This window comes from Streptomyces coacervatus, from assembly GCF_029223485.1.
Taxonomy (GTDB): domain Bacteria; phylum Actinomycetota; class Actinomycetes; order Streptomycetales; family Streptomycetaceae; genus Streptomyces; species Streptomyces coacervatus.
Window position 1 is genome coordinate 242,062 of sequence record NZ_JARHTP010000015.1, and the last position, 26,187, is coordinate 268,248.

Annotated in this window: 25 protein-coding genes; 11 read left to right on the forward strand and 14 right to left on the reverse strand. The window is 69.6% G+C overall.

All coding sequences use genetic code 11. The features are described from left to right. Nucleotides 1-18: 18 nt before the first annotated feature. The 3 genes from P2Q00_RS33120 to ilvA form a co-directional block, all read right to left on the reverse strand. Nucleotides 19-864, reverse strand: a complete 846-nt coding sequence (locus tag P2Q00_RS33120) for an ABC transporter permease (RefSeq protein WP_275777172.1) — start codon at nucleotides 862-864, stop codon at nucleotides 19-21. Continuing rightward, nucleotides 861-1,877, reverse strand: coding sequence for an ATP-binding cassette domain-containing protein (locus P2Q00_RS33125; protein ID WP_275777174.1), 1,017 nt, complete (start codon nucleotides 1,875-1,877; stop codon nucleotides 861-863). The genes P2Q00_RS33120 and P2Q00_RS33125 overlap by 4 nt, the downstream gene beginning before the upstream one ends. Before the next feature lie 194 nt (nucleotides 1,878-2,071). After that, complete coding sequence (gene ilvA, locus P2Q00_RS33130) at nucleotides 2,072-3,301, reverse strand: threonine ammonia-lyase (RefSeq protein ID WP_275777176.1); 1,230 nt, start codon at nucleotides 3,299-3,301, stop codon at nucleotides 2,072-2,074. A gap of 166 nt (nucleotides 3,302-3,467) precedes the next feature. On the opposite strand from ilvA, the gene P2Q00_RS33135 reads away from it, so the two are divergent. From P2Q00_RS33135 to P2Q00_RS33145, 3 genes are all read left to right on the forward strand, one after another. Then, on the forward strand, nucleotides 3,468-3,974 hold the full coding sequence (locus tag P2Q00_RS33135; RefSeq protein ID WP_275777251.1) for a MarR family winged helix-turn-helix transcriptional regulator: 507 nt from the start codon (nucleotides 3,468-3,470) through the stop codon (nucleotides 3,972-3,974). A gap of 193 nt (nucleotides 3,975-4,167) precedes the next feature. After that, nucleotides 4,168-4,671: a sigma factor-like helix-turn-helix DNA-binding protein gene (locus P2Q00_RS33140; protein ID WP_275777178.1), complete on the forward strand. Its 504-nt coding sequence runs from the start codon at nucleotides 4,168-4,170 to the stop codon at nucleotides 4,669-4,671. Nucleotides 4,672-4,696: 25 nt separating this feature from the next. Further along, nucleotides 4,697-4,945 carry a hypothetical protein gene (locus P2Q00_RS33145; protein ID WP_275777180.1) on the forward strand — a complete coding sequence of 83 codons (249 nt, stop codon included), beginning with the start codon at nucleotides 4,697-4,699 and terminating at the stop codon, nucleotides 4,943-4,945. Nucleotides 4,946-5,056: 111 nt separating this feature from the next. On the opposite strand, the gene P2Q00_RS33150 is transcribed toward P2Q00_RS33145, so the two are convergent. Next, nucleotides 5,057-6,211: a cystathionine gamma-synthase gene (locus tag P2Q00_RS33150; protein ID WP_275777182.1), complete on the reverse strand. Its 1,155-nt coding sequence runs from the start codon at nucleotides 6,209-6,211 to the stop codon at nucleotides 5,057-5,059. Nucleotides 6,212-6,374: 163 nt separating this feature from the next. Here P2Q00_RS33150 and P2Q00_RS33155 point away from each other — a divergent pair, with 163 nt between their 5' ends. Then, on the forward strand, nucleotides 6,375-7,493 hold the full coding sequence (locus P2Q00_RS33155) for a hypothetical protein (RefSeq protein WP_275777183.1): 1,119 nt from the start codon (nucleotides 6,375-6,377) through the stop codon (nucleotides 7,491-7,493). Nucleotides 7,494-7,514: 21 nt separating this feature from the next. Here the strand turns inward: P2Q00_RS33155 and msrA are convergent, their stop codons facing one another. Beyond that, a complete protein-coding gene (gene msrA, locus P2Q00_RS33160; protein WP_275777185.1) occupies nucleotides 7,515-8,027 on the reverse strand; it encodes a peptide-methionine (S)-S-oxide reductase MsrA in 513 nt (170 codons plus the stop codon). 197 nt (nucleotides 8,028-8,224) lie between these two features. On the opposite strand from msrA, the gene P2Q00_RS33165 reads away from it, so the two are divergent. Together P2Q00_RS33165 and P2Q00_RS33170 are read left to right on the forward strand one after the other, a co-directional pair. Next, on the forward strand, nucleotides 8,225-8,878 hold the full coding sequence (locus tag P2Q00_RS33165; protein ID WP_275777186.1) for a DUF4291 domain-containing protein: 654 nt from the start codon (nucleotides 8,225-8,227) through the stop codon (nucleotides 8,876-8,878). Between the two features lie 8 nt (nucleotides 8,879-8,886). Beyond that, on the forward strand, nucleotides 8,887-9,993 hold the full coding sequence (locus P2Q00_RS33170; RefSeq protein ID WP_275777187.1) for a serine hydrolase domain-containing protein: 1,107 nt from the start codon (nucleotides 8,887-8,889) through the stop codon (nucleotides 9,991-9,993). Between the two features lie 13 nt (nucleotides 9,994-10,006). Here the strand turns inward: P2Q00_RS33170 and P2Q00_RS33175 are convergent, their stop codons facing one another. Next, on the reverse strand, nucleotides 10,007-10,771 hold the full coding sequence (locus P2Q00_RS33175; RefSeq protein ID WP_275777188.1) for an SDR family oxidoreductase: 765 nt from the start codon (nucleotides 10,769-10,771) through the stop codon (nucleotides 10,007-10,009). 166 nt (nucleotides 10,772-10,937) lie between these two features. Continuing rightward, nucleotides 10,938-11,321, reverse strand: coding sequence for a VOC family protein (locus tag P2Q00_RS33180; RefSeq protein ID WP_275777190.1), 384 nt, complete (start codon nucleotides 11,319-11,321; stop codon nucleotides 10,938-10,940). Nucleotides 11,322-11,401: 80 nt separating this feature from the next. Between P2Q00_RS33180 and P2Q00_RS33185 the strand changes: the two genes are divergently transcribed. The 3 genes from P2Q00_RS33185 (at nucleotide 11,402) to P2Q00_RS33195 (ending at nucleotide 14,684) form a co-directional block, all read left to right on the forward strand. Continuing rightward, nucleotides 11,402-12,463 (forward strand): ABC transporter substrate-binding protein, encoded by a 1,062-nt coding sequence (locus P2Q00_RS33185; RefSeq protein WP_275777191.1) that lies wholly within the window; start codon nucleotides 11,402-11,404, stop codon nucleotides 12,461-12,463. 14 nt (nucleotides 12,464-12,477) lie between these two features. Then, nucleotides 12,478-13,464, forward strand: a complete 987-nt coding sequence (locus tag P2Q00_RS33190) for a FecCD family ABC transporter permease (RefSeq protein WP_275777192.1) — start codon at nucleotides 12,478-12,480, stop codon at nucleotides 13,462-13,464. A gap of 257 nt (nucleotides 13,465-13,721) precedes the next feature. Then, entirely contained in the window at nucleotides 13,722-14,684 is a 963-nt protein-coding gene (locus P2Q00_RS33195) for a FecCD family ABC transporter permease (RefSeq protein WP_425579637.1), read from the forward strand. Nucleotides 14,685-14,760: 76 nt separating this feature from the next. On the opposite strand, the gene P2Q00_RS33200 is transcribed toward P2Q00_RS33195, so the two are convergent. Continuing rightward, nucleotides 14,761-15,801, reverse strand: a complete 1,041-nt coding sequence (locus tag P2Q00_RS33200) for an NAD(P)-dependent alcohol dehydrogenase (RefSeq protein WP_275777194.1) — start codon at nucleotides 15,799-15,801, stop codon at nucleotides 14,761-14,763. A gap of 182 nt (nucleotides 15,802-15,983) precedes the next feature. Here P2Q00_RS33200 and P2Q00_RS33205 point away from each other — a divergent pair, with 182 nt between their 5' ends. Continuing rightward, nucleotides 15,984-16,895 carry a helix-turn-helix domain-containing protein gene (locus P2Q00_RS33205; RefSeq protein WP_275777195.1) on the forward strand — a complete coding sequence of 304 codons (912 nt, stop codon included), beginning with the start codon at nucleotides 15,984-15,986 and terminating at the stop codon, nucleotides 16,893-16,895. Nucleotides 16,896-16,997: 102 nt separating this feature from the next. On the opposite strand, the gene P2Q00_RS33210 is transcribed toward P2Q00_RS33205, so the two are convergent. From P2Q00_RS33210 to P2Q00_RS33235, 6 genes are all read right to left on the reverse strand, one after another. Further along, on the reverse strand, nucleotides 16,998-17,777 hold the full coding sequence (locus P2Q00_RS33210) for a group II truncated hemoglobin (RefSeq protein ID WP_275777197.1): 780 nt from the start codon (nucleotides 17,775-17,777) through the stop codon (nucleotides 16,998-17,000). An 80-nt stretch (nucleotides 17,778-17,857) separates the two neighbouring features. Beyond that, nucleotides 17,858-21,154, reverse strand: a complete 3,297-nt coding sequence (locus P2Q00_RS33215) for a S8 family peptidase (protein ID WP_275777199.1) — start codon at nucleotides 21,152-21,154, stop codon at nucleotides 17,858-17,860. 174 nt (nucleotides 21,155-21,328) lie between these two features. After that, nucleotides 21,329-22,012 (reverse strand): ABC transporter ATP-binding protein, encoded by a 684-nt coding sequence (locus tag P2Q00_RS33220; RefSeq protein WP_275777201.1) that lies wholly within the window; start codon nucleotides 22,010-22,012, stop codon nucleotides 21,329-21,331. 218 nt (nucleotides 22,013-22,230) lie between these two features. Continuing rightward, on the reverse strand, nucleotides 22,231-23,697 hold the full coding sequence (locus P2Q00_RS33225; RefSeq protein ID WP_275777203.1) for an ABC transporter permease: 1,467 nt from the start codon (nucleotides 23,695-23,697) through the stop codon (nucleotides 22,231-22,233). A gap of 182 nt (nucleotides 23,698-23,879) precedes the next feature. Beyond that, nucleotides 23,880-25,145, reverse strand: coding sequence for a L,D-transpeptidase (locus P2Q00_RS33230; protein ID WP_275777205.1), 1,266 nt, complete (start codon nucleotides 25,143-25,145; stop codon nucleotides 23,880-23,882). 206 nt (nucleotides 25,146-25,351) lie between these two features. Further along, nucleotides 25,352-25,705, reverse strand: coding sequence for a hypothetical protein (locus tag P2Q00_RS33235; protein WP_275777207.1), 354 nt, complete (start codon nucleotides 25,703-25,705; stop codon nucleotides 25,352-25,354). Nucleotides 25,706-25,814: 109 nt separating this feature from the next. On the opposite strand from P2Q00_RS33235, the gene P2Q00_RS33240 reads away from it, so the two are divergent. Continuing rightward, complete coding sequence (locus P2Q00_RS33240) at nucleotides 25,815-26,129, forward strand: hypothetical protein (protein ID WP_275777209.1); 315 nt, start codon at nucleotides 25,815-25,817, stop codon at nucleotides 26,127-26,129. The last annotated feature ends 58 nt before the right edge of the window (nucleotides 26,130-26,187 follow it).

Sequence of the window (26,187 nt, forward strand, 5' to 3'; positions counted from 1 at the left end):
ACGCCGGGGGCGTCGTAGTCATGCCGTCGCGGAACGGTACTTCCGGACCGCCAGGGTCCGGAATATGAGGATGATCAGGAACGAGTAGATCAGGGAGGCCCACACGGGGTGCGCCATGGGCCAGGCGTCCGAGGGCGAGACGCCGGGGTTGCCGAAGAGCTTGCGGCAGGCCTGGACCGTCGCACTGAACGGGTTCCACTCGGCTATGTGGCGCAGCCAGGGAGTCATGCGGCTGGAGTCCACGAACGCGTTCGAGATGAACGTGACCGGGAACAGCCAGATCAGACCGCCGGAGGTGGCCGCCTCGGGAGTGCGGACGGTCAGGCCGATGACGGCACCGATCCAGGTGAACGCGTATCCGGTCAGAAGCAGCAGACCGAAGGCGCCGAGCACCTCACCGATGTTGGTGTGGGTACGCCATCCGACCAGCAGGGCCACCAGGGCCAGCACGAACAGCGTGAGTGCCGTCTGCACCAGGTCGGCCAGCGTTCGCCCGGTCAGCACCGCGCCGCGCGCCATGGGCAGCGAGCGGAAACGGTCGATGAGGCCCTTGTGCATGTCGTCGGCGATACCCGCACCCGCACCCGCGGTGGCGAAGGTGACCGTCTGGGCGAAGATCCCGGCCATCAGGAAATTGCGGTAGACCACAGGGTCCGTGGTGCCGCCGATGTTCATGGAACCGCCGAACACATAGCTGAACAGCACCACGAACATGATCGGCTGGATGAGGCCGAAGATGACCATCTCGGGGATCCGGGACATGCGGATCAGGTTGCGTTTGGCGACGACCAGCGAGTCGCGGATCGACTGGCTGACCGGGTTCGCGGGCGGTGCGACCCGTACGGCGTCGGTGACGGCGCTCACTTGGTGGCCTCCTTCTTCTGCCTGCGGTCCTTGGCCGGCGCGTCCGTCGTCGCGCCGTTCTCCTCGTCCTTGACCTCCGCCACGTGTCCCGTCAGGGACAGGAAGACGTCGTCGAGAGTGGGGCGGCGCAGGCCGATGTCGTCTATCTCGATGCCCCGGACGTCCAGCTCCCGGATGACCTCGGCCAGCAGCTTCGCGCCGCCGGTGACCGGCACGGTGAGCTTGCGGGTGTGCTCCTCGACGGTGAGTTCGCCCTTGCCGAAGCCGGTGAGGACCTCGCCAGCGGTCGTCATGTGCTCGCGCTCGTGCACCACGACCTCGACGCGCTCGCCGCCGGTGCGGGCCTTGAGCTGGTCGGAGGTGCCGCGGGCGATGACATGGCCGTGGTCGACGACCACGATGTCGTGCGCGAGGTGGTCGGCCTCTTCCAGGTACTGGGTGGTCAGCAGCAGGGTCGTGCCACCGGAGACGAGCTGTTTGATGACCTCCCACAGCAGCTGGCGGTTGCGGGGGTCGAGACCGGTCGTCGGCTCGTCCATGAACATCACGGGCGGCGAGACGACCAGGGCCGCCGCGAGGTCGAGCCGGCGGCGCATGCCTCCGGAGTAGGTCTTCGCGGGACGGTCGGCGGCGTCGGCCAGGTCGAACTGGTCCAGCAGCTCCACGGCCCTGGCCTTCGCGGCCCTGGCCTTCATCTGGTAGAGCTGGCCGACCATCTGGAGGTTCTCGCGGCCGGTCAGGTATTCGTCGACCGCGGCGAACTGGCCGGAGAGGCCGATGGAGCGCCGCACCTCGTTGGGCTGCTTGAGGACGTCGAGGCCGGCCACGACCGCCCTGCCGCTGTCGGGGCGCAGCAGAGTGGTGAGGCAGCGGACCGCCGTCGTCTTGCCCGCGCCGTTCGGCCCGAGCAGGCCCAGCACGGTGCCCTCGGGGACATCGAGGTCGACGCCGTCCAGAGCCCTTACGTCACCGAAGGTCTTCACCAGGCCTTCGGCATAGATGGCGCCTGGCATGTGAGTCTCCACGTCGTCGGGGATATTCGGAAAGCCTTGGTTTGCGCTTCTTGCTCCGCCTGGTGGGTGACGCGGCAGGCGGCCACCTCACACACCGTAACGCGATGTATCGCGTCTCTCAACGCATTTACCCGATGGAGTGACAAAGAGCCCCTGAGCTGGGTGTTCTTGCCGAGTCCGGGTCGCCCGGCGGCTCAGTCGATGACCGTGTAGCCCGCCTCGCGCAGAGCCCGGCCGACCTCGACGCAGTGCTCCGGCCCCTTTGTCTCCAGGTGCAGCTCGACCTCCGCCTCCGTGAGCCCGAGCCGTGGATCGGTCCGTACGTGGCTCACATCGAGGACGTTAGCGTCCACCACTGACAACACCCCGAGAAGTGTGGCGAGGGCCCCCGGCCGGTCCGTCAGGCGCAGCCGTACGGCCAGGTAGCGGCCCTGCGCGGCCATGCCGTGCCGCAGGACGCGCTGCATCAGCAGGGGGTCGACGTTGCCGCCGGACAGCACCGCCACGACCGGGCCCTCGAAGGCTCCCGGCTCGCTCAGCAGTGCCGCCACCGGGCTCGCGCCGGCCGGTTCGACGACCAGCTTGGCCCGCTCCAGGCACAGCAGCAGCGCGGTGGACAGTGCGTCCTCGGAGACCGTGCGGACCTCGTCCATCAGCTCGCGGATGATGCCGAACGGCACGTCGCCGGGGCGCCCGACCTTGATGCCGTCGGCCATGGTCGCCGGGTTCTCGATCGACACCGGGCGTCCGGCCGCGATCGAGGGCGGATACGCCGCCGCGCCCTCCGCCTGCACGCCCACGATCCGCACGTCCGGCCGCAGCGTCTTCACCGCGATCGCGATACCGGCCGCGAGACCGCCGCCGCCGATGCCGACGACGATCGTGCCCACCTCCGGGCACTGCTCCAGGATCTCCAGCCCTACCGTGCCCTGGCCCGCGATGATGTCGGGGTGGTCGAAGGGGTGGATGAACACCGCGCCGGTCTCGGCCGCGTACGCCTGAGCCGCGGCCAGCGTCTCGTCGACCACCTGTCCGTGCAGGCGCACCTCGGCGCCGTACTCGCGGGTGGCGCTGATCTTCGGCAGCGGGGCGCCCTGCGGCATGAACACCGTCGCGCGCACGCCGAGCAGGGAGGACGCCAGGGCGACGCCCTGCGCGTGGTTGCCGGCGCTCGCCGCGACGACCCCGGCGGCCCGCTCCTCGGGCAGCAGTCCGGCGATACGGACGTACGCGCCGCGCAGCTTGAACGAACCCGTCCGCTGGAGGTTCTCGCACTTGAAGTGCACCGGTGCGCCCACCAGCTGGGTCAGGTGCCTGCTGCCCTCCATCGCCGTCACCCGCGCCACGCCCGAGAGCATCTTCTGGGCGCCCCGAACGTCGTCGAGGGTCACGGGCCGCAAGGAGTCAGCCGTGCTGTAGCTCATGACTCAAGCATCGCAGTTCACAGCCGCACACGGCCGCTGTGACCAACCTCCGAGACTGGTTTGCGCAGCCCCGGTACGGCTTGCCCCCCGGCCGCGTACTCTGTCCCCCAATCCAGACAGCCCCCCTTCATGAAGTGAGCCTCCGGCCATGCCCACAACACCTGAAATGTCGATGGACATGACGACCGTCGGTGACACCGGTCTCCTCGACACTCTGCAGCACGAGGTGGCGGTCTTCGCCCGCCGTGCCGAACAGACCCGGCTCGGCGGGGTCGGGCAGGTGCGCAACTCCATGGACCGCGCCGCATACCTGCTGCTCAACCGCCTCGACAAGGAAGGCCCGATGGGCGTCAAGGCGCTCGCGGCGAGCATGGGCATCGACTCCTCGACGGTCACCCGGCAGGTGGCTCCGCTCGTGGACACCGGGCTCGTCAAGCGCACCTCGCACCCCGAGGACGGGCGTGCCGTGGTGCTTCAGCTGTCCCCGCGCGGGCTGTCACGGCTGGAGGAAGTGCGCTCGTCGAGGCGTCAGTTGATGGCCGAGCTGACACACGACTGGGCGCCGGAGGAGCGCGAGGCGTTCTGCACGCTCCTCACGCGCTTCAATACCGCGCTCTCCTCGCGGATGGCGGCTCAGGGGCTGCCGGAGCCGGAGGCGTCTTCGGCGTCGTAGACGCCGTCCGCGCGAGTGTCTGCCGGCTCTTACGCGCGCGTGCCACCCAGCTCCTGACCGAGCTCTTGACCCAGCTCTTGACCGAAAGGCCACCCCTGGCCTCAGATGAGACCGGGTCCCGTCGTACGCGGTTCCGCATCCCGTACGCGGCCGGGTCCCGCTTCGTCAGGGTCGCGTCAGGGCGGGAGGCGCGGTGCGACAACGGCAGGCGTCCCAAGGTGCCCGCCGGGCCCGGGAGTTCGAGGCGTTCGTCGCGGGCGCGGCAGGGCGGCTGCTGCATGCCGCCACGCTGCTCACGGCGGAGGCGCCGGACGACAATCCGCGCGCGCGGCGCCTGCTGACGCTGGCCCTGGCGCACACGTACGCGTGCTGGGACCGGCTGCGCGGCGAGGACCCGTACGACCGCACCCGCCAGTACCTGGCCACCCGCTTCGCACGTGCGGCCTGGCACCAGTACGGCGGTTTCGGCCGGGCCCGCCCGCATCCCGGCAGTCCGCTGGCCCGGCTGGCACCGCAGGAGCGTCTGATCCTGGTCCTCAGGCTGTACGAGGGGGTCGCCGAGGAGCAGACGGCGGCGCTGCTCGGCCTGCCGGCGGAACGCGTCGGCACGATCTGCGACCGGGCCACGGCGACGCTGCTGCATCCGCCGCGGGAGCCTGCACGGACGGTCGCGGGCCCGAAGGTGGCGCCGTCATGAGGCGCGCAGGCGGAGGGGGGCGCAGATGAACCGGGCGGAGCGCGAGGCCGCCGTACGGCGGATCATGGAGCGGGTGCCGCCGCCGGTGCCGCCGGAGCTGTACGGGGAGGTCGTGCGCCGCGGTACCCGCATGCTGCGCCGCAGGACGCTGGCCCGCCGCCTGATGTGGCTGCTGCTGTGCGCGGCAACTGTGGCGTTCCTCGTGTGGGCGCTGATGGCCCGCCCGTGGGTGGAGCCGCCCTCGCAGACGACTCCCCCGTACACGGGCTGGTGACCGGGCGGTCGGCCAGGCGACCGCGCGACCAGCCACGATGGCGCCGCTGACGAACGCCGGACCATCGCGGCCCCGTAGCGGAGCTGCACATCGACACAGCCCGCGGAGCGCTCAGCCGAGTGCCTGCTGCAGGTCCTCCAGGAGGTCCTCGACGTTCTCGATGCCCACGGAGAGGCGTACGAGATCGCCGGGCACTTCGAGGGCCGAGCCGACCACGGACGCGTGCGTCATGCGCCCGGGGTGCTCGACCAGCGACTCGACGCCGCCCAGGGACTCGCCGAGCGTGAACACCTTGGTGCGGTTGCAGACCTCGACGGCCGCCTCCTCGCCGCCCTCGACCTGGAAGGAGACCATGCCGCCGAAGGCCCGCATCTGCTTGGCGGCGACCTCGTGACCGGGGTGCTCGGGCAGGCCCGGGTACAGAACGCGCGTCACGCGTGCGTGCCGGGTGAGCATGTCGGCGACCTTGGTGGCGTTCTCGCTGTGCCGGTCCATGCGCACCGACAGCGTCTTGGCGCCGCGCAGCACCAGCCAGGAGTCGAAGGGCCCGGCGACCGCGCCCATCGCGTTCTGGTGGTAGGCCAGCTCGTCGCCCAGCTCGGGGTCGGCGGCGATCAGCGCACCGCCGACGACGTCGGAGTGGCCGCCCATGTACTTGGTCAGGGAGTGCACGACGACGTCCGCGCCGAGCGCCAGCGGCTGCTGCAGGTACGGCGTGGCGAAGGTGTTGTCGACGACGAGCTTTGCGCCCGCGTCCCTGGCGATCTGGGCGACCGCGGCGATGTCGGTGATGCCGAGCAGCGGGTTGGAGGGGGTCTCCACCCACACGGCCTTGGTCTTGGGGGTGATGGCGGCCCGTACGGCCGACGGATCGCTGGTGTCGGCGACCGACCACTCCACCCCCCACCGGGCGACGACCTTCGCGAACAGACGGAACGTGCCGCCGTACGCGTCATTGGGGATGACCACGTGGTCACCGGGGCTGAGCAGCGTACGCAACAGGCAGTCCTCGGCCGCCAGTCCGGACGCGAACGCAAGACCGCGGCGGCCGCCCTCAAGTGCCGCGAGGTTCTCTTCCAGGGCGGTCCTGGTGGGGTTGGCGCTACGGCTGTACTCGTAGCCGCCGCGCAGCCCGCCGACGCCGTCCTGCTTGTAGGTCGAGGTCTGGTAGATCGGCGGGACGACCGCGCCGGTGAGGGGGTCGGCGGTGTTGCCCGCGTGGATCGCGAGGGTCTCGAAGTGCTGACTGATGTGGCTGTCGCTCATGTGGACCGAGCGTAGTGCGCTGGCGGAGCGGGCGCCGGACGGCGGGACGAGGAAGGCCGTACTGCCGGGTTTTCCCTCGGTCCCCGCGTCGGGCTCGCGGAGTTTTCCACAGGTGCGCCGACCGGGTTCGCCAATTGTCAGCGGCGTCTGGAACGCTTGTGGCATGGAGATTCTCTGGGTCCTGATCGCGGTCGTCATGCTGGGCTTCGTGCTGCTCCCGGTGATGCGGCGCAGGCGGGGCATGATCGAGCAGGTCCCGGCCGGTCACCCGGACGCCGCCGACCCCGCGAACTACGGATTCGTGCGCGAGGAGGAGCTGGACGTCCGCATGCCCGGCCCCGACCAGGACCTGCTGGACGTCCTGGACCTGGTGCAGCGCACCCAGGACCACCACGCGGCCGCGCAGCTGCTGGCCGGCACGGAAGCGGAGGGCGAGCTGCGCTGGCAGCGTGTGCAGGCCTTCGCGGGCGCCGCCTCGCTGGAGCTGCAGCAGCGGCCCGGCGGGGTCAGCGAGATGCCGGGCGGGCAGTGGCTGCGGGTGTGGCGGGCCGAGCAGCCCAAGGACGCGGGCGGTGCGGCGGTGCACGCGGAGTTCCTGGTCCAGCAGGCGTGGCGGACGTCGACGCCGGGCACGGACGAGTTCCGGATCATCATGGAGGAGGCGAGGTCGGCGTGCGGCGACGCGGCGCTGCTGGCCCCCGGTGACCAGGTCCCGTACATCATCGAGCTGTCGGTGGCCCGCGGACTGGCGTACTCCCAGCCGGAGTTCGAGCAGCTCTGGCTGAAGATCCTCGACCGTGCCCCGGCCCATATGGGCGCGCATCTGGCCGCGCTGCACTACTGGTGCGAGAAGTGGCACGGTTCGCGCGAGCTGGCGAACTCCTTCGCGGAGGCGGCGGCCGCGCGCGCACCCCAGGGTTCCCTGCTCGCCGCCATGCCCCTGTTCGCGGTCTTCGAGCATCTCCCCGAGGTGAACCTGGTCAGCAGCTTCTACCAGAGCGAGGTCGTCACGAAGGCGATCCACGGAGCGCTGCACGCGGTCCACTCGGCCCGCGCCGACGACCCGATGCTGGCGCATGTGCGCCACCTGCTGGTCTTCTTCCTGGTACGCGCGGAACGCTGGGCGGAGGCCATGAACCAACTGATACACATCGACGGCCATGTCGGCGCCCTCCCCTGGACCCTGTCCGCCGACCCGGCGGCGGAGTTCGCGGTCTACCGGGCGCTGGCGGTGGCGGGCTACGAGGCGAACGGCGGCAGCCCGGCGACGCTGCCGCACTGAGCGGGCAGGGCCGCCTGGCAGTCAGCCCTCCGTGCGGGCGGGCAGCCGCCATCCCGGGCGCGGGAAGTGGCAGGTGTAGCCGTTCGGGTAACGCTGCAGGTAGTCCTGGTGCTCGGGCTCGGCCTCCCAGAAGGGACCGACCGGCTCCACCTCGGTGACGACCTTGCCGGGCCACAGCCCGGAGGCATCCACATCCGCGATCGTGTCCTCGGCGATGCGCTTCTGCTCGTCGTCCACGTAGTAGATCGCCGAGCGGTAGCTGAGGCCGATGTCGTTGCCCTGGCGGTTCTTGGTGCTCGGGTCGTGGATCTGGAAGAAGAACTCCAGGAGCGCGCGGAAGTCGGTCTTCGAGGGGTCGAAAAGGATCTCAATGGCCTCCGCGTGCGTGCCATGGTTACGGTACGTCGCGTTCGGCACGTCACCCCCCGTGTATCCGACCCGGGTCGCCGTCACGCCCGGGAGCCGGCGGATCAGCTCCTCCATCCCCCAGAAGCATCCACCGGCCAGCACGGCCCTCTGCGTCTGTACAGCCATTACGGCCCCTCCAACGTCTGTCGGCTCGGTCACTCGGGCGGCTCGGCTCGCACACCACCGGCATCCCACACCCACAGCCCTCAACGCGCGAGGGCGCCAAGCGATTCCATGCCAGTCCGACCTGCCCCGCGCCCCTCTCGCGAAGGGCGGTCGAAATTCGGTGGCCGCCCGGGGCGGCCGGCCCCACGCTGTATGCCATGGAAGATCCGCAGCGCGAGGTCCGTGCGGTCTACGCAGAGTCAACGATCACCGTCTACCAGGCGTACCCGCCGGAAATCGGCCTGCCCGCCGTCCGTGAGGGGCGCTTCCCCGCCGCGTGGAAGCGGGACCGGATGACATGGATCAAGCCGTCGTTCCTGTGGATGATGTACCGCTGCGGCTGGGGCACGAAGGCGGGCCAGGAGACCGTGCTGGCTGTCGAGATCAGCCGGGACGGCTTCGAGTGGGCGCTGCGTCATGCGTGTCTGTCGAGTTATGTCCGCGCGGTGCACGCCGACCAGGCGGCCTGGCAGCGTGAGTTGAAGAGGGCACCGGCCCGGGTGCAGTGGGATCCCGAGCGGGATCTGCGGCTGCAGCCCCTGCCGTACCGGTCGCTGCAACTCGGCCTCTCCGGTGAGGCCGTACGACGTTACGCGGACGAGTGGACGGTCGCCATCAGTGATGTGACCCCGCTGGCCCGAGAGATACACGCGTACGCGGGCAGCGGTGACCTCGACTCCGCGGCTCGGCTGCTCCCGCAGGAGCGGCCGTACCCTGCGGCGGACGAGTTGCTCGCCCACCTGCGCCCGCTCGGCGAGCAACAGCCGACCGCCGCAAATTCGGTTGCCGCGTCGCGTGCCGATGCGGGCTAATGCCTCACATGGCTGACATTCAGGGCTCGTACGACGGTCTGTTCACCGCGGTGCCCAATGCGCTGGCGGAGTTGCTGGACGCCGGGGACACGGGCGGCTCGGTTGCCGTCTTTGTGGACGGCGAACCGGTGGTGGACGTGTGGGGCGGGTTCGCCGACGCCCAGCGCACCGTGCCGTGGGAGCGGGACACGATCGTCAACGTCTTCTCCGTCACCAAGACCATGACGGCGCTGTGCGCGCTCGTCCTGGCCGACCGGGGCGAGCTCGACCTCGATGCGCCCGTGGCCCGGTACTGGCCGGAGTTCGCCGTGGCGGGCAAGGGGGGCGTGCTGGTGCGGCATCTGCTCTCGCACACCGCGGGTCTGCCCCACTGGGACGGGCCGGTCGAGGAGATCTACGACTGGCCGGCCGCCACGGCGCGGCTCGTCGCGCAGGCTCCCGAGTGGGAGCCGGGCAGTGCGGCCGGGTACCACTCGCTCACCCAGGGGTTCCTCGTCGGCGAGGTCGTGTGGCGGATCAGCGGGCGGAGCGTGGGTGAGTTCTTCGCCGACGAAATCGCCGGGCCGCTGGGCGCGGACTTCCACATCGGGCTGGCCGCCGAGCACGACCGGCGTGTGGCGCTCACGGTTCCGCCGCCGGGACGGGACCAGGAGTACACGGCGAGTGCGCCCGGCAACGGTTCGACGCCCTCCGCCGGGACTGCCATGCGGGTCCGGGACGGCAACAGCGTCGCCTGGCGCCGTGCCCAGATCCCCGCGGCGAGCGGATTCGGCAACGCCCGGTCGGTCGCCCTGGTGCAGTCGGCGATGGCTTGCGGAGGGACGGTGCGCGGAGTGCGGCTGCTGTCGCAGGCGGGGTGTGACCGCGCCTGGGAGGAGCAGTTCAGCGGCGAGGACCGGGTGCTGGGCATGTCGGTGCGCTGGGGCCTGGGCTACGGGCTGTTCGGCAGCACCTACGGGTGGGGCGGCTGGGGCGGCTCGCTGGTGATGATCGAACCCGAGGCGCGGATGGTGGTGGCGTACGTGACGAACCAGATGCGCGAACCGGCGGACGACACCCGGGGTCTGGACCTCGTCATGTCCGCCTACGACGGCCTCACGGGGCTGCGCGCCTGACGGAAGGGAGCCGTCAGCGCAGTCGCTCCGCCAGGAACTCCTCCCACGTCCGCTTCCCGACCTCCGCGCCCGCCGGCGTGAGGTTCTCCCCCGCCCGGTACGCCCGCCCCGCCTTCCCCGGGATACGGACCCGCAGCTTCGGACGCGGGCGCCTGCCGCGGAGTTCGAGGTACGGGAGGGCCAGGGCGGGGATGTCGTAGAGCCTGGGGCCCGCGAGGTCCGGGATCAGGCCCGCGGGGTCGCCCAGGGTCAACTCGGCCAGTCTGGCGGCGACTTCGCGGGAGTCGACCGGCTGGAGACGGAGGCCGCCGGGGGCCGGGAGGACGGGGAGCCTGGTCATCTTCTCCACCATCGTCAGCGCCAGGTCGTGGAACTGGGCCGCGCGCAGCGTCGTCCATGGGATGCCCGAGTCGGCGACGGCGCGCTCCGAGTCCAGCTTGGTGCGCATCCAGGCCAGCGGGACGCGGTCCGCCCCGATGACGGAGATGTAGATCAGGTGCCGGACGCCGGATGCCTGCGCCGCCCGTACCAGAGTGCGGGTCGCCTCGTCGTCGCCCTTCTGGCCGCCCGCGAGGTGCAGCACCGTGTCCGTGCCGGAGACGGCGGCCCGGATGCCCTCGCCCTTCAGAAGGTCGCCGGTGACGTACTCGATGCCGTCCGCGGCAGAACGAGCGCTCCGGCTCAGCACGCGCACCTCGCGGCCGGCTGCCTGCAGGAGGGGGACCACATGGCCGCCCAGGGTGCCCGTGCCGCCGGTGACCAGGATGGGTGACGTCATGATGCACTGCTCCAAAGCTCATGGCGCCCGAAGTCGGGGGTCCGTGGCGCCTGCCGTCTTGTGCCTTCGCGGGTATGACGCGGCGCGGCGGAGCAGTGTGACAGGCGGTCGGAAAGAACTCGGCAGGCGAAGGCCTAGGCGAAGACGAAGACGTCGGTCCGGCCGGTCAACTCCCGCTGCCGTACGGCCTGGTGAGGATCTCCAGGTTGTGGCCGCTGGGGTCGTCGAAGTACGCGCCCCGGCCGCCGTCGTTGTGGTTGATCTCGCCGCTGCGGTGGTGGTACGGGTCCGCCCAGTAGGGCAGTCCTGCGTCCTGGATGCGGGCGAAGATCGTGTCGAAGTCGTCCTCGGAGACCAGGAACGCGTAGTGCTGCGGTGTGATGTCGCCGGACGTCTCCATGTAGTCGAGGGTCACGCCGTTCGGGATGTCGACGGGGACGAAGGGGCCCCACGGCGGGCTTGCCTCCAGTCCCAGGATGTCGGCGAGGAACTGGGCCGATGCCTTCTTGTCGTGCGCGGCGACGATGGTGTGGTTCAGCTGCACGTTCATCGTGTGGGCCTCCTCATTCCCAACATACTCCGAAGAGAAGCTAAGGTAAGGCTTGCCTTAGCAAATGGATCGGAGCAGTCGTGCGTGCAGTGGTGGGTGTGAAGGCCGTTCTGGCCGCGGGCGTTGTCGGAGGGCTGCTGGCCGGGTGCTCGTCATCGGGCAGCGGTGCGGACGGCACCAAGAACGCCAAGAAGGGGGACGGCGCGCGCAACCAGGTCATCGGCGCCACCGCGGGGCCCTCCGCCGCACCGAGCGTGCTCGCCGACGGCATGGGTGCGGACACGGACAAGGACGGGGCGTTCCCGCGGACGGTGACGCACTTCGAGGGGAAGACGACCGTCAAGGCCGCGCCCAGGAAGATCGCCGTGCTCAGCACCGGGCAGCTCGACGACCTGCTCTCCCTCGGGATCGTGCCGACGGCCACCACCCGCGCCGACAACGCCGGTCTCGTCCCCGGCTATCTCGCGGACGCCTTCCCCGCATACAAGTCGAAGCTGGCCGGCCTGACCGACGCGGGCACACGACAGGCGCCCAACCTGGAGACCCTGGCTGCCGCCAAGCCCGACCTGATCCTGGCCAACGACTCGCTCGGCGACCTCTACCCCAAACTGTCGAAGATCGCGCCCACCGTGATCACCGCCGGCAACGGCATCAACTGGAAGCGGGACCTGCTGCTGGTCGGCGAGGCCGTCGGCAAGGGGCAGGCGGCGCAGAAGCTGCTGGATGACATCGTTGCCGGGGCTGCGGAGAAGGGGAAGGCGGTCGAGGGGGACCCTGCCGTCTCCATGGTGCGCTTCACGCCCGACCGCACCCGAATGTTCGGCGTCTCGTCCTTCACCGGGTCCATCGCCGTCGACATGGGGCTGAAGCGGCCCAAGTCGCAGCAGTTCAAGGCCATTTCGGAGGACGTCGGCGCGGAGAGCATCGACACCGCCGACGGTGACTGGATCTTCTACTCGGTGCAGGGGGATGTGAACAAGACCGACGCGGCGAGCATCGTCGCCGGGCCGCTGTGGAAGTCGATGAAGGCCGTCACCGCCGGGCATGCCGTCAAGGTCGACGACGATCCCTGGTACCTCAACGCCGGTCCCACGGCCGCGCGTCTGGTCGTACGACAGCTCGCCGAGCACCTCGGCAAGTGAGGTCGGTGACGCTTGTGGGCCGACGTCTCGCGTGGCCCGCTGCCGTCCTCGCGCCGGCCCTCGCGGCCCTGCTCAGCCTCGCCGTAGGCACCCGTCCGGTGCCGCCGTCCGCCGTGCTCGACGCCCTGCTGCACGGCGGGAGTTCGGCGGACGCCTTGGTCGTACGGTCGCTGCGGCTGCCGCGGACCGAGGTCGGGCTGACGGCGGGAGCCGCGCTGGGCGTCGCGGGCGCCGCACTGCAGGCGGTCACCCGCAACCCGCTCGCCGACCCGGGGATCCTCGGGCTGAGCCAGGGGGCCGCGGCGGGGGTCGTGCTGGCCATCGCCCTCGGGCTCGCGAACGGCTTCGGCGGCTACGTCTGGTACGCCTTCGCCGGCGCCGTCGTCGCCGCATGCCTGGTGTACGCGATCGCTGCGCGGGGGCGGGGTGGGGCCTCCCCGGTGAAGCTGGCGCTTGCCGGTACTGCTCTGTCCGCGATGACCGCCGGTGGGACGACCGTTGTGCTGACGTCGAGTTCGGCGACGCTGGACCAGTTCCGGTTCTGGCAGGTCGGTGCGTTGAGCGGGCGGGATGCGGGGACGGTCGTACGGATGCTGCCGTTTCTGGTGGTCGGGGCGGTGCTGGTGCTGGGGTGTGCGCGGGGGTTGGACGCGTTGGCGCTCGGGGACGAGACGGCTCGGGGGCTGGGGCATCGGGTGCAGGTGGTGCGGGGGGTGGCTGCGCTGGGGGCGACGCTGATGACCGCTGCGGCGGTGGCTGCCGCCGGGCCGATCGCGTTTGTGGGGCTTGCGGTGCCGCATCTGGCTCGGCGGGTGGTGGGGGGCGGGTATCGAGGGGTGCTGCCGTTGTCGGCCTTGCTGGGGGCGGCATTGCTGCTCGCTGCGGATGTCGCCGGGCGAGTGGTGCGGGCTCCTGCGGAGGTGCCGGCGGGGGTGATGACTGCGCTGGTGGGTGTGCCTGTGCTGGTCTTTCTTGTACGGCGGAAAGGCGCGGTTTCGTGAGCAGTGCGCGGCGTCGGGGCTGGGCGGAGGGCGGTCGCGCAACCCGGCGCTTGCGGGGTGCCGCTCTCTTTGGGTCGGGAGCCGCCCCAGCGGCACGACTGCCCGCAGCTACGGGGGCGGCTGAGGCGGCACGACCGCCCGCAGCCACGGCGGCAGCTGAAGCGGCGCGGCGGCCCGCAGCTACGCTGGCGAGCGGCTTCGCCGTCCTCCGGCCCCACCCCCGGGTCTCCCTCCTCCTCCCCCGCCGTTCCGCCCTCGTGGCGGCCGTCCTCCTGGTGTTCCTCGCCGCCGTCATGTTCGGCTCCGCCTCCCTCGGCCAGACCTACATCCCGCCCGCCGAGGTCTGGCGGACCCTCCGCACCGGATCCGGGCCCCATGAGCTCGTCGTCACGGAGTTGCGTGTGCCGCGGATTGTGCTCGGGGCGCTTGTGGGAGCCGCGCTCGGAGTCGCCGGGGCCTTGGTGCAGAGCGTCACGCGGAATCCGCTCGCCAGTCCCGATGTCATCGGGGTCGGGCATGGGGCCGCCGCCGCGACCGTGCTTGCGCTCGCCACTGGTGCCGTCACGGCCCCCGGCTCACTGCCCGTCGTCTCCGTCGCGGGCGGACTCGCTGCCGCCGCGCTCGTCTATGTGCTGGCCTGGCAGCGCGGTATGCAGCCGGGCCGGTTCGTGCTCACCGGTGTCGGGATCGGGGTCGCGCTGTCCGCCGTCGTACAGCTGTATCTGACCGACAGCGAGTTGGAGGCCGCCGAGCAGGTCAAGCTGTGGCTGACCGGGAGTCTGAACGGGCGGGGCTGGGAGCAGGCGGGGCCCCTGGGTGTCGTACTGCTGGTGTCGTTGCCCGGGCTGGTGTGGGCCGGGCGGATGCTCAGGCCGCTCGGGCTCGATCCCGACACCGCGGCCGCCCTCGGGGTACGGGTGGACCGGGTGCGGCTCGGTCTCACCGTGCTCGGTGTGGTGCTCGCCGCGACGGCGACGGGGGCGGCGGGACCGATCGGGTTCGTGGCGCTCACCGCGCCCCAGCTGGCCCGGCGGCTCACCCGTACGCCCCAACTGCCGCTCGTGAACGCCGCGTTGACCGGGGCGGTCGTCCTTGTCGCCGCCGATCTCGTCGCCCGCACCCTGCTGCCGCCACTGGAGATCCCGGTCGGCGCGCTGACCTCGCTCGTCGGCGGGCCGTACCTGCTGTGGCTGCTGGGGCGGCGTACGGGGACACGCTGAGGGCCCCGGAGCAGTGCGGCTCCGGGGCCCTCGGTCATGCGGTGTGACTCAGATCGTGTGGCTCAGATCGTGTGGCTCAGATCGTGGCCGTGTCGATCACGAAGCGGTAGCGGACGTCCGAGTCCACGACACGCTGGTACGCCTCGTTGATCTGGCTCGCCTCGATCAGCTCGATCTCGGCGCCCAGGCTGTGCTCGGCGCAGAAGTCGAGCATCTCCTGGGTCTCGGCGATACCGCCGATCATCGAACCGGCCAGGGTCTTGTTGCCGCCGATGAGGGAGAAGAGGTTGAGGGCGATGGGCTCCTCGGGGGCGCCCACGTTCACCAGCGCGCCGCCCGTCTTCAGCAGGCTCAGGTACGCGCCGAAGTTCAGCGGTGCCGAGACCGTGGAGAGGATGACGTCGAAGGTGCCCGCCAGTTCCTGGAAGGTCTTCTCGTCGCTGGTCGCGTAGTAGTGGTCGGCGCCCAGCTTCAGGCCGTCGTCCTTCTTGCGCAGGGACTGGGAGAGGACGGTGACCTCGGCGCCGAGCGCGTGCGCGATCTTGACGCCCATGTGGCCGAGGCCGCCCAGGCCGATCACGGCGACCTTCTTGCCGGGGCCGGCGCCCCAGTGCTTGAGCGGGGAGTACGTGGTGATGCCCGCGCAGAGCAGCGGAGCGGCCACGTCGAGGGAGAGGCCGTCGGGGATGCGGACGGTGAAGTTCTCGTCGACGACGACCTTCTGCGAGTAGCCGCCGTAGGTGGGCTCGCCGTCCTTGCCGACGGAGTTGTACGTGCCGACGTTCCCGCCGGTGCAGTGCTGCTCCTGGCCGGCCTTGCAGTTCTCGCACTCGCGGCAGGAGTCGACCAGGCAGCCGACGCCGACGCGGTCGCCGACCTTGAACCTGGTGACGCCGGAGCCTACGGCCTCGACGATGCCCGCGATCTCGTGGCCCGGGACCATGGGGAAGATCGCCTCGCCCCAGCCCTCCTGTGCCTGGTGGATGTCGGAGTGGCAGATACCGGCGAACTTGATGTCGATCAGGACGTCGAACTCACGGACCTCGCGGCGCTCAATGGTGGTGCGCTCCAGCGGAGCCTTCGCGGCGGGGGCGGCGTACGCGGCGACAGTGGTCATGCCGAGGGTCTCCTAGCAGTGGTTTACGCGCCCGGCTGCCTTCTGACTTCCGTCTGACCGGGCACGTTGTTCAGCATGCCGGACCGTACGGACTTCACCCAGGCCCCACCCCTGCATACGTCCGCTGTGCCTACCACTGGCGGGGTCAGGATGGTGTGCGTACGACCGTGAATACTGGACGTATGGACGAACAGCCCGATGCCGTACAAGGCGCCGGTGGCGCTCTGGACCGGCGTGCCGAGCTCAGCGAGTTTCTGCGCACCCGGCGTGCCCGGCTGAAGCCGGAGGACGTGGGACTGCCGGACTTCGGCCGGCACCGGCGGGTGCCCGGGCTGCGGCGCGAGGAACTGGCGCAGCTCGCGGGTGTCTCGGTGGCGTACTACACGCGGCTGGAGCAGGGCAACGGGCGGAATGTGTCGGCGGAGGTGCTGGACTCCATCGCGCGGGCGCTGCGACTGACCGATGCCGAGCATGCGCACCTGACACACCTCGCGAAGCCGAAGCAGCACAAGAAGAAGCCGGCGGCGCGGACGCAGCAGGTGCGGGGGTCGCTGCTGCAGCTGCTGGACACGCTGGACTCGGTGCCGGCGTATGTCGGGGGCCGCTACTCGGACATCCTCGCCTGGAACCCGATGGCCGCGGCCGTCTTCGGTGACTGGGGGGAGCTGGCGCCGCAGGAGCGGAACTGGGCCCGGCTGGTGTTCCTCAACCCGGCCTACCGCGACCTGTTCGTGGCATGGGAGGAGAAGGCGTCCGACATCGTCGCCCTGCTGCGCATGCAGGCGGGCTGCTATCCGGACGATCCGCGGCTGTCCGCCCTGGTCGGTGAACTCTCCGTCAAGAGCGCGGAGTTCAGACGGCTGTGGGCCACGCACGACGTCAAGGAGAAGGGCCACGGCGTCAAACACCTGCGCCACCCGCTGGTCGGCGATCTGACCCTGAACTTCGAGTCGTTCCCCCTGCCCGACGGCAACGACCAGGGCCTGATCGTGTACCACGCGGAGCCGGGGTCTGCTTCGGCGGAGGCGTTGCGGTTGCTGGCGAGCTGGGGCGCGGACGCTACGCGGGCGGGGCATTCGGCACCGTCGGCTTGAGCGGCACCGGTGGTGGTGCGACCGTCCCTGGGGGCTTGCAGCCCCCAGACCCCCGCTTCGGCCTGAACGGCGTCGTCCTCAAACGCCGGACGGGCTGAGTGGTCACCCCCGGTACGGCGGCATCGCCCCCCAGTTCCACTTCGGCACCGGCTGCTCCGCCGGCGGCTTCGCGTTCGGGCCGGAGAAGTACACCGCCAGTCTCGTCCCCCACTCCACATACGCGAGGAACGCCGAGCGGAACTCGGCGTCGCCCGGCAGCCCCGCCTCGTCCGCCGCGTCCTGGATCAGGTTCACCCAGCGGCGGCGCTGGGGCTCGGTGATGCGCTTGCCGAAGTGTTTGGCGACCATGTGGCCGTGGCCGCCCTGGGTGAGGGAGTAGGTGTGCGGGCCGCCGAAGACCTCGCCGAGCCACAGCGCCACGTGCTCGGCGTGTTCGGGGGCCAGGTCGGCGAAGAGCGGGGCGAGGAGGTCGTCCTTGAGCACCCTGTCGTAGAAGGCGGACGTCAGCCGCGAGAAGGCCTCGGCCCCGCCGGCCCATTCGTACAGGGTCGGCACGGACGCCCCCGTGCCCCGTACCGTCGTCGGCTTGTAGTGCCGCATCTCCTCGATGTTCTCGACGTACGGCCGGATCTCCGCGAGGAAGTCGGCGAACAGCTCCGACTTGCGGAAGCCCTCGACATGATCCTCGGTCGAGGTCCACGTGATGCGCAGGACGTAGTGCGCGAAGTTGTCGGCGGACTCCTCGCAGCGGGCGAGTTCGTAGTCGACGCACTGCGGAGCCGCGGCGAGCGGGGCGGCGGCACGGGTGTAGGCGGCGAGGAACTCCGCCGAGCGGTCTTCCGGGATGCGGTAGCGGATGTACTCGACGGTCTGTGTGGTCATGGGCCCACGGAAACACGAACCGCCCGCCGGAAGCTGCAGTTCCGGCGGGCGGTTCACTCAGCGCTCAGCGAACCTGCGGCTCACTTCGCGTAGTACGCGTTGTAGATCGAGATCGTCGACTTGTTGTTCTTCTTGTCGGTGATCTTGGCGTGGAAGGAGATGGCCTGCCCCTTCTCCGGGTTCTTCACCTTGATCTTGCCGCCGACGACGTCGACCCTCGTCCAGGTCTGGCCGTAGTCGTAGGACACGTACACCCACAGTGACTTGAGGTTGCTGCCCTTGGCGGCGCCCTCGACGGTGACCGGGATGGTGACCGTCTTGCCGGCCTCCACCTTGTTGTCCAGGTCCGTGGTCGCGTGGAAGCGGACCGTGGACGCGGGCAGCGTGGCCATGTCGGACGGTTTCTTCGAGCGGAAGGTCCAGCTCGCGTCGATGCGGGTGGAGGCCTCCGCGACCTTGACGCTCCGCTTCACGGACGTCGTCAGCTTGTAGTCGGCCTCGGCGGACGGGACCTTGAATTCCTTTTCGCCGAACAGCGGGTCGTCGTTGGAGCCGACCTTGGTGCCGTTGCGGTAGAGGGTCGTGGTGACCGCGGTGAAGTCCGAGAGCCCGGCGTGCCCTGCCCCGTCGGTGAACAGCGGAAGGGAGCCGTAGATGCTGTTGCCGTCGCGGAAGAGCCCGAAGTACGTGTTCAGGTGCGGGCCGAAGACCGCCGTGTTGAAGGTCTTCGTGTATTTCTGGCCCGCCTTGAAGGTCTGCGGGTCGCCGAGCGTGTACGACGCCTCCGGGATCGGGAGGCCGTCGGCGTCATGGCCCTTGTACTGCGCGAAGTCCCAGGACCACTGGATCTTGTCGGACGTCGACAGGTACAGGGTGCGGGTGCCCGGCAGCTTCTGTTCCACGCCGCCCCCGAAGACGACGTCCTCGGGGAACAGCCCCACGGGCAGGAGCGCGCCGGTCTTTCCGGGGGCTCCGGAACCGAGGTTGTTCTTCACCGTGGCGAGCTCGCCCGCCTTGAAGTGGCGGACCTTGTCGCCGACGACGTGCTTGACCTTGGCGGTGGTGGCCACGTCGTACTCTGCGTCCGAGCCCTTGGTCCACTGCCCGTACCAGGTCTGGCTCAGGCCGCTGGGGACATCGGGACCGAGCGCTGCGATGCGGATGTTCTCGAAGGAGTCCGTGCTGAAGCCGAGGGGCAGCCCCACAGGCTCGAAGAGGTAGTCGATCGACGCGGACGACGGCTTGGCCGACGCGTCCGGCACCGTGATGTCGGCCGCCTTGGTCCTACGGGCGTCGATCGTCACCGTGGTGTTCTTGGTGACGCTCAGCTTCGGCTGGACCAGCCAGTCGAGGCCGCCCTCGAACTTCACGAAGTCCTTGGCGATCCAGGAGTCCAGCAGGTAGTTGCCCTTGGGCAGGCGCATCGTCGTCGTACCGGAGTCCGAGACGGTCACCTGGGAGGCGCGGCCGTTGGCCAGGCCCGAGTAGCCGAGCAGGATGTCGTTGTAGCCGCCGGTCGGCTTTCCGTCCCGCCCGATGTGCTTGAACGTGACGCTGTACGACTGGATCTCGCGCTGTACGCCCGCGGCCGTGCGGACGGTCTGGCCGCCGCCCGTCGCGGTCACATACGCGGAGTACGCGCCGTCGAGCGTGCCGCCCAGCTTGGTGTTGACCGTCAGGTTCACGGCGGCCTTGCCGCCCGCCGGGACGGTCACCTTCGTCGCGCCGAGCTTGAAGAAGCCCGCCGGAGCCGCGTGGCCCTTGGGGTCCGTGCCGGCGGCGGACAGGTTGAGCGTGACGTCCTTCGTACCGAGGTTGCGGTATGTGACCTGCTTGGTGACCGGCTTGTCGTCGGTGTGCGGCCACTGCTGCACTCCGAAGCTCACCGACACCGGGTCGGCGATCACCGTCTGCTTGATGGCCCGGTCGACGGCGATACGGCCCGCACCCTGCTGGAACGCCGAGTACTTGCCGCCCTTCGCGGAACCGGTCAGCGCGCCCTTGAGCTCAGCGAACTTCCAGTCCGGGTGCTCCTGCTTCAGGATCGCCGCGGCGCCCGCGACATGCGGCGTCGCCATCGACGTACCCGAGAGGGTCAGATAGCCGGGCGGGTTCTCGCCGACCTCCTGGTCGATGAGGCTGCCCTTGGCCGCGGCGGCCGTGATGTCCACGCCGGGGGCGGTGACGTCCGGCTTGATCGTGCCGTCGGCGGTCGGGCCGGTCGAGGAGAAGTCGGCCAGCTTGTCCTGCTTGTCGACCGCGCCGACGGTGATCGCGTCCTCGGCGCTGCCGGGCGAACCGATCGACTCCGGGCCGGAGTTGCCCGCGGCGATCGCGAACAGGACGCCCTTCTCCTCGGAGAGCTTGTTGACCTCGGCCTCGAGCGGGTCGATGCCGGGCGCGTCCTGGGCGCCGAGGCTCAGGTTGACGACGTCGGCGCCCTGCTCGGCCGCCCACTCCATGCCGGCGAGGATGCCGGAGTCGTCACCGGAGCCGGTGTCGTCCAGGACCTTGCCGTTGAGGATCTTGGCGCCGGGCGCAACGCCCTTGTACTTGCCGTGCGACTTGGCGCCGGTGCCCGCCGCGATGGACGCGACATGTGTGCCGTGGCCGAAGTGGTCGGTGGCGTCGGCGGCCGTGGAGAAGTTCTTGGACTCGATGACCTGGGTCTTCAGGTCCGGGTGGGTCGCGTCGACGCCCGTATCGAGTACGGCGATCTTGACGCCCTTGCCGTCATAGCCGGCGGCCCAAGCCTTCGGGGCGCCGATCTGCGGGACGGACTTGTCGAGGCTGGCCCTGCGGGTGCTGTCGAGCCAGACGTGCGCGATGCCGGATGCGGCCTTGCCGCCGCTGGTGACGGCGTCCCACAGCGCGGGCGTTTCCTTCTGCGGGGTCTGAACGGCGTCTGCGTTGAGGGACTTGAGGGACCGTCGGAGAGTGCCAGCATCCCGTACGTCGGCCTTGGTGGCCGTTGCCGAGCCCTGGTAGCCGACGATGACCTTCAGGCCCTTCGCCTGGGACCTACGGGTCGCGGACTTGTTCAACTCGGTGATGTCGAACAGCCGTTGGTCGAGCTTGCCGGTGGCGACCAGCCGGGCCGCGTCCGCCGGCACTACGAGCTTGTGCCCGTCGGCCGTGCGGAACTGAACGGGTATGTGCTCGCGCCCCTTCGCCCGCTCCAGGCCGACGACACGGCCCTTGGAGTCGACGACCACACGGTCGCCGGTGATCAGGGTGATGCGGTGCTTGGACGTGAGCTGAGTCTGCGGAGCAGTCGCCGTCGACTGCTCCGGCTTCGCGGACGCCGGGCTGGTCATGCCCGCCGCCAGGGCCACGGCGGCCGCCGTGGCAACGGTTGCCGCGCATGCTCTTTTCACTTGTCTGCGCAAGTCTCCCCCTGGAGATGAAGTGCCGGGAGATTTCCCCTGTCACCCGGCCGGGGGGCAGTCCGCACACATATACGCGTGCACCCCCCGGAACACGCAGTATGCCGGGGGGTGATCAGACACCTCAATAGATGAGAAGGAGGTAAGAGACGGCCTTCTCGACTGTTACGCGCCCGCGTTCTCCTTGACCGTGATCCTCCCCTTGCGGATCGTCGCCAGTCGCGGGGCCTTCTTCGCGATCGCGGAGTCGTGGGTGACCATGATGAACGTCAGCCCGAGCTCCTTCCACATGCGCTCCAGCACCTCCATGATCTCGTCACGCATCGACTCGTCGAGATTTCCGGTGGGTTCGTCGGCGAGCAGCACCTTGGGCTGCTTGACGAGTGCTCTGGCTATCGCGACTCGCTGCTGTTGTCCTCCGGACATCTCGCCGGGGAGGTGGCCGAGGCGTTCGCCGAGGCCGACGGACGTCAGCGCCTCGGCGGCCCGCGCCCGGCGGTCTTTCGCCTTCACCCCTAGGGGTACGAGGGCGGTCTCGACGTTCTCCTGGGCGGTGAGGGTCGGGATGAGGTTGAAGGACTGGAAGACGAAGCCGATGTTCTCGCTGCGGACCTTTGTGAGCTTGGCCTCGGAGAGCTTGGCCAAGTCGGTGCCGTCCAGGACGACTTCACCTGATGTGGGGCGGTCCAGCCCGCCGAGCATCTGGAGGAGGGTGGACTTGCCGCCGCCGGTGGGGCCTTGGATGACGAGGCGGTCGCCGTCGGCGATGGAGATCTCGACTCCGTCGAGGGCGTCCACGGTGTCTTTGCCTCGGGTGTAGCGCTTGGTGACGTTTCTGAGTTCGTACATTTCGGTCTCCGGGGAGGGAAGGGTTTTGGGGTGGTGCGCGTCGTGTTCGTCTGCGGGTGAGTGGGGGCTGGTCGCGCAGTTCCCCGCGCCCCTTAAAAGCCGTTCAGCTGCCGTAGCCGCCGTAGCTGCGGGCAGTCGTGCCGCTGGGGCGGCTCCCGACCCAGAGAGAGCGGCACCCGGCAAGCGCCGGTGAGCGCCCCCTCCTCAGCCGGCGTCAGCTACTCGACGCGCCTCAGCGCATCCGCCGGACGGAGCCGCGACGCCCGCCAGCCGCCGAAGGCACCCGCGATCAAGCCGCCGGCCACGGCAAGGGCCACCGCCAGCGCAATGGTCGTCACACTCACCGGCGCAGTCAGCGCAACCTCAAGCGTCTTCGCCGCCTGCCGGCCGGGGCCGCCGAAGCCGCCGCCACCGGGACCACCCGCATTGCCCCCGCCACCCCCGCCCAACTGCGCCTGCAGCGTGGGGCTGACCGACGTCACGACATACGCCCCCGCCAGACCGAGCCCGATCCCCAGCGCCCCGCCCAGCAGACCGTTCACCATGGCCTCGCCCACGACCTGCCGGGTCACCCGCCCCGACTTCCACCCCAGCGCCTTGAGCGTCCCGAACTCCCGCACCCGGCGGGACACGGCCGAGGACGTCAGCAGACCGGCGACCAGGAAGGCAGCCACCAGCACCGCGATGGACAGCCACTTGCCGACATTGGTCGCCAGAGAGGACGCCGTGGACAGCGAGCCGGACACCGTCTTCGCGAGGTCGGTCGACGTCGTGACCGTCGTACCGGAAACGTTCTTCTGGATGGTCGACTTGACGGAGTCGATCTGCTGGGAGTCGGTCGCCTTGACGTAGACCGTGGTCACCTTGTTCTTCTCGCCGGCCAGCGTCTGCGCCTGCTTCAGCGGGATGTACAGGTTGGCCGCCGCGTCACCGCTGTCCGCGGTCGCGATGCCGATCACCTTGTACTTGACGCTCTTGACGGTGACGGTCGAACCGACCTTGTACTTCTTCTCCTTGGCGTACGCGGAGTCGGCCACGACGACCTTGGCGTCCGTCTCGGTCGTCTTGAAGGTACGACCGCTGGTGATCTTCGACGAGGTCAGCGGGCCGAGTGCGGTCTTGGTGACGTCGGTGCCGTACACCGTGTACTGGTTGATGTCGAAGTTGGCGCCGCCGCCCTGCACTTCGCCCTGCGGCTGCCCGGTGCCGCCGCCCGCGCCCCGACCGCCCTGCTCGTTGCCGCCGCCGGAGTTCTGGTTCTGCTGGAACTGCCCGCGGGTGAACTGGCCGTTGACCTTCACGACGTTGAGGCTCAGCCCGCCCACCGCGGACGAGACGCCCTTCTGGTCCCCGACCTTGGTGACGGTCGAGGAGGCCAGGGTCGTGAAGCCCTGCACCATGACCCGGTCGCTGCTCTGCGTCGAGTCGTCGCCGTTGTTCCGCGCGTCGAACTGGAAGCGGGGACGCTGGGAGTTGCTTGCGGTCGGCGTCGCCGCCTTGGTGACCGTCATGTCCGTGCCCAGCCCGTACAGCGACTGGAGGACCTTGTCCTGCGCCTTGCCCATGCCCGAGGACACGGAGCTGACCACGATGACGAGCGCGATGCCCAGCGCAAGACCGGAGGCGACGACGAGGGCCGCCTTTCTGCGGCGGCGCAGTTCGCGCCTCAGGTAGGTGAAGAACATGCGCCGCAAGCTAGGGACGCCGCGTGATGACTGGATAAGGCCGACATAAGAGATGCATGAGAAGGCTGTGCACGCGCCCGGAAAGGCCCCAGAAGAGCCCCTGAAGGACCCCGGAAACACCGATGCCGCCCCTGGGGGCGGCATCGGAAAGCTGTGAACCTACGAATGAACCTACGAACGGGTCAGACGGCCGAACCGGCCTTCCAGTCCGCCCAGCTGAGGTTCCAGCCGTTGAGGCCGTTGTCCGGCTGGACCGTCTTGTCGCCGGTGTTGGAGATGACCACGACGTCGCCGACGATCGAGTGGGTGTACATCCAGTAGGCCGGCGTGCCGGTGTCGTTGGCGCCCTTGGTGTCCGACAGGCCCACACAGCCGTGGCTGGTGTTCACCGAGCCGAAGATGGACTTCGCACCCCAGTAGTTGCCGTGCAGGAAGGTGCCGGAGTTGGTGAGCCGGATGGCGTGCGGCACGTCCTTGATGTCGTACTCGGCCTTGCCGTCGTTGTCCGTGAAGCCCACGGTCGTGCCGTTCATCCGCGTCTGCTTGTACTTCTCGGACATCACCATGACGCCGTTGTACGTCTTGTGCTCCGGCGAACCGGACGAGATCGGGATGGTCTTGACCGTCTTGCCGTCCTGCGTGACCTTCATCTGCTTGGTCTTCGCGTCGACGTACGAGACCTGGTTGCGGCCGATGTGGAAGGTGACCGTCTTCTGCTGCACGCCGGTGACACCGGAGGCGCCCTCGACGCCGTCGAGCGCGAGCTTCAGCGTGACGGTGGAGTTCTCCTTCCAGTAGTCCTGGGGGCGGAAGTCGAGGCGGTTGGCGCCGAACCAGTGTCCGACGACCTCCTGGCCGCTGCTGGAGGAGACCGTGATGCCCTTCTGGACCGCGGCCTTGTTGGTGATCGCCTTGTCGAAGTTGATCGACACCGGCATGCCCACGCCGACGGTGGAACCGTCCTCCGGCGTGAAGCTGCCTATGAAGCTGTGGGCCGGGGCGACCGTCGTGAAGGAGGCGTTCTCGTGCGCGACACGGCCGTCGGAGTCCTTGGCCTGCGCGGCGACCTTGTAGGTGGTCGAGCGCTCCAGCTGGGCGTTCGGCTTCCAGCTGGTCTTGTCGGCGGAGAGCGTGCCGGCCACGGCGGTACCGCTCTCCGTCGTCATGGTCACACCCGTGAGCGTGCCCTTGCTGACGGTGACGGCCGCGGAGTTGTTGATGGAGGCGTTGTCCGAGCCGTCCTTGGGCGTGATCTTGATGTCGGCCTCGGACGCCTTCTTGGCCGCCGCCTCGTCGGCCTTGGCCTGCGAGGTGTCGTTGTTCCCGCCGGAGGCCTTGCTGTCGCTGCCGCCGGAGCATGCCGAGAGCACCAGAACCCCGCCGAGCAGTGCGGACGCGGCCGCCAGGCCCTTGCGCCGCTTACTGTTCGTCATCACACGCTTCTCCATCGTTGCCGTATCCCCAAAACCGCCCGAGAGTCCCCGTTAACGAACTTCAACGCTACGACCGGTTCGTCCCGTTCCACATATGCCGCATGTGTGGGGCACGCCACTTCTGCCGGGGCGGGTGATGCAGATATCGGTCAGTGCGCGACTTGAGACGACAAGACCCCGGACGGCAGTTGCCGCCCGGGGTCACGAATTCCCCAAGCCGCTCAGGAGACGCCGTCGGCCCCCTCGTCTTCGTCGTCTTCGTCGACATCATCCTCGTCCATGTCCCATTCCGGCGAATCGGGGTCGTAGTCGATCGGCTCGCTCGACCAGGAGGCCTGCGCGAGGTCGACCCCCGGCACCTCCCTCACCAGGTCGAACGGGTCGACGAGATACGCGAGGGCCTCCGCCGTGTCTTCCGTCACAGCGTCCTCGGCATGCACCCGCTCGTCGGCCGGCATGTCGGTTTCTCCGGCGAGGCGCTGGAGCGCCGCCTTCGTCACTGCGCCGGCGTCCTCGATTTCGAGGACGAGTTCCACCCGAAGGCGGACAAAACGTGATGTCTCTTCAGTGTTCATGCCCGGAGCGTAAGGCCCAGGGCTCCCGTGACTTTCCTGTGACCCGCGACTTTCACTAACATCGCTCCACACGGCCAATTCGCCAGCGCCACAAGGGGATCGATATTCCGTGTCATCCGCTCGCCGTCCGTTGCTGACCGCCACCGCCGCAGGCACCGTCCTGTGCGCCCTGTGGTTTGTTCCCTCCGCCAAGGCGACCGGGGACGAGCCGGCGAGAACAGCTGCCTCGGCGACCCCGGCCTCGCAGGTCACCACGCAGGCGCGGGCCGCGTCGGAGACCACGGACGCCTCCGGCACCGAGACCCAACTCGCCGACACGGGAAGCCTCGACACGACTCCGTACGTCATCGGCGGCACCCTGTTCCTCGGGATCGGCGCCGGGTTCGTGACGTATTCGGTGCGCCGGGAACGCCTCGGTTTCTGAGTTCGCTCGACGTTCGTCCGCCGACGTCGGATGAGGGCCGCCGCCGGGGGGAGACGAC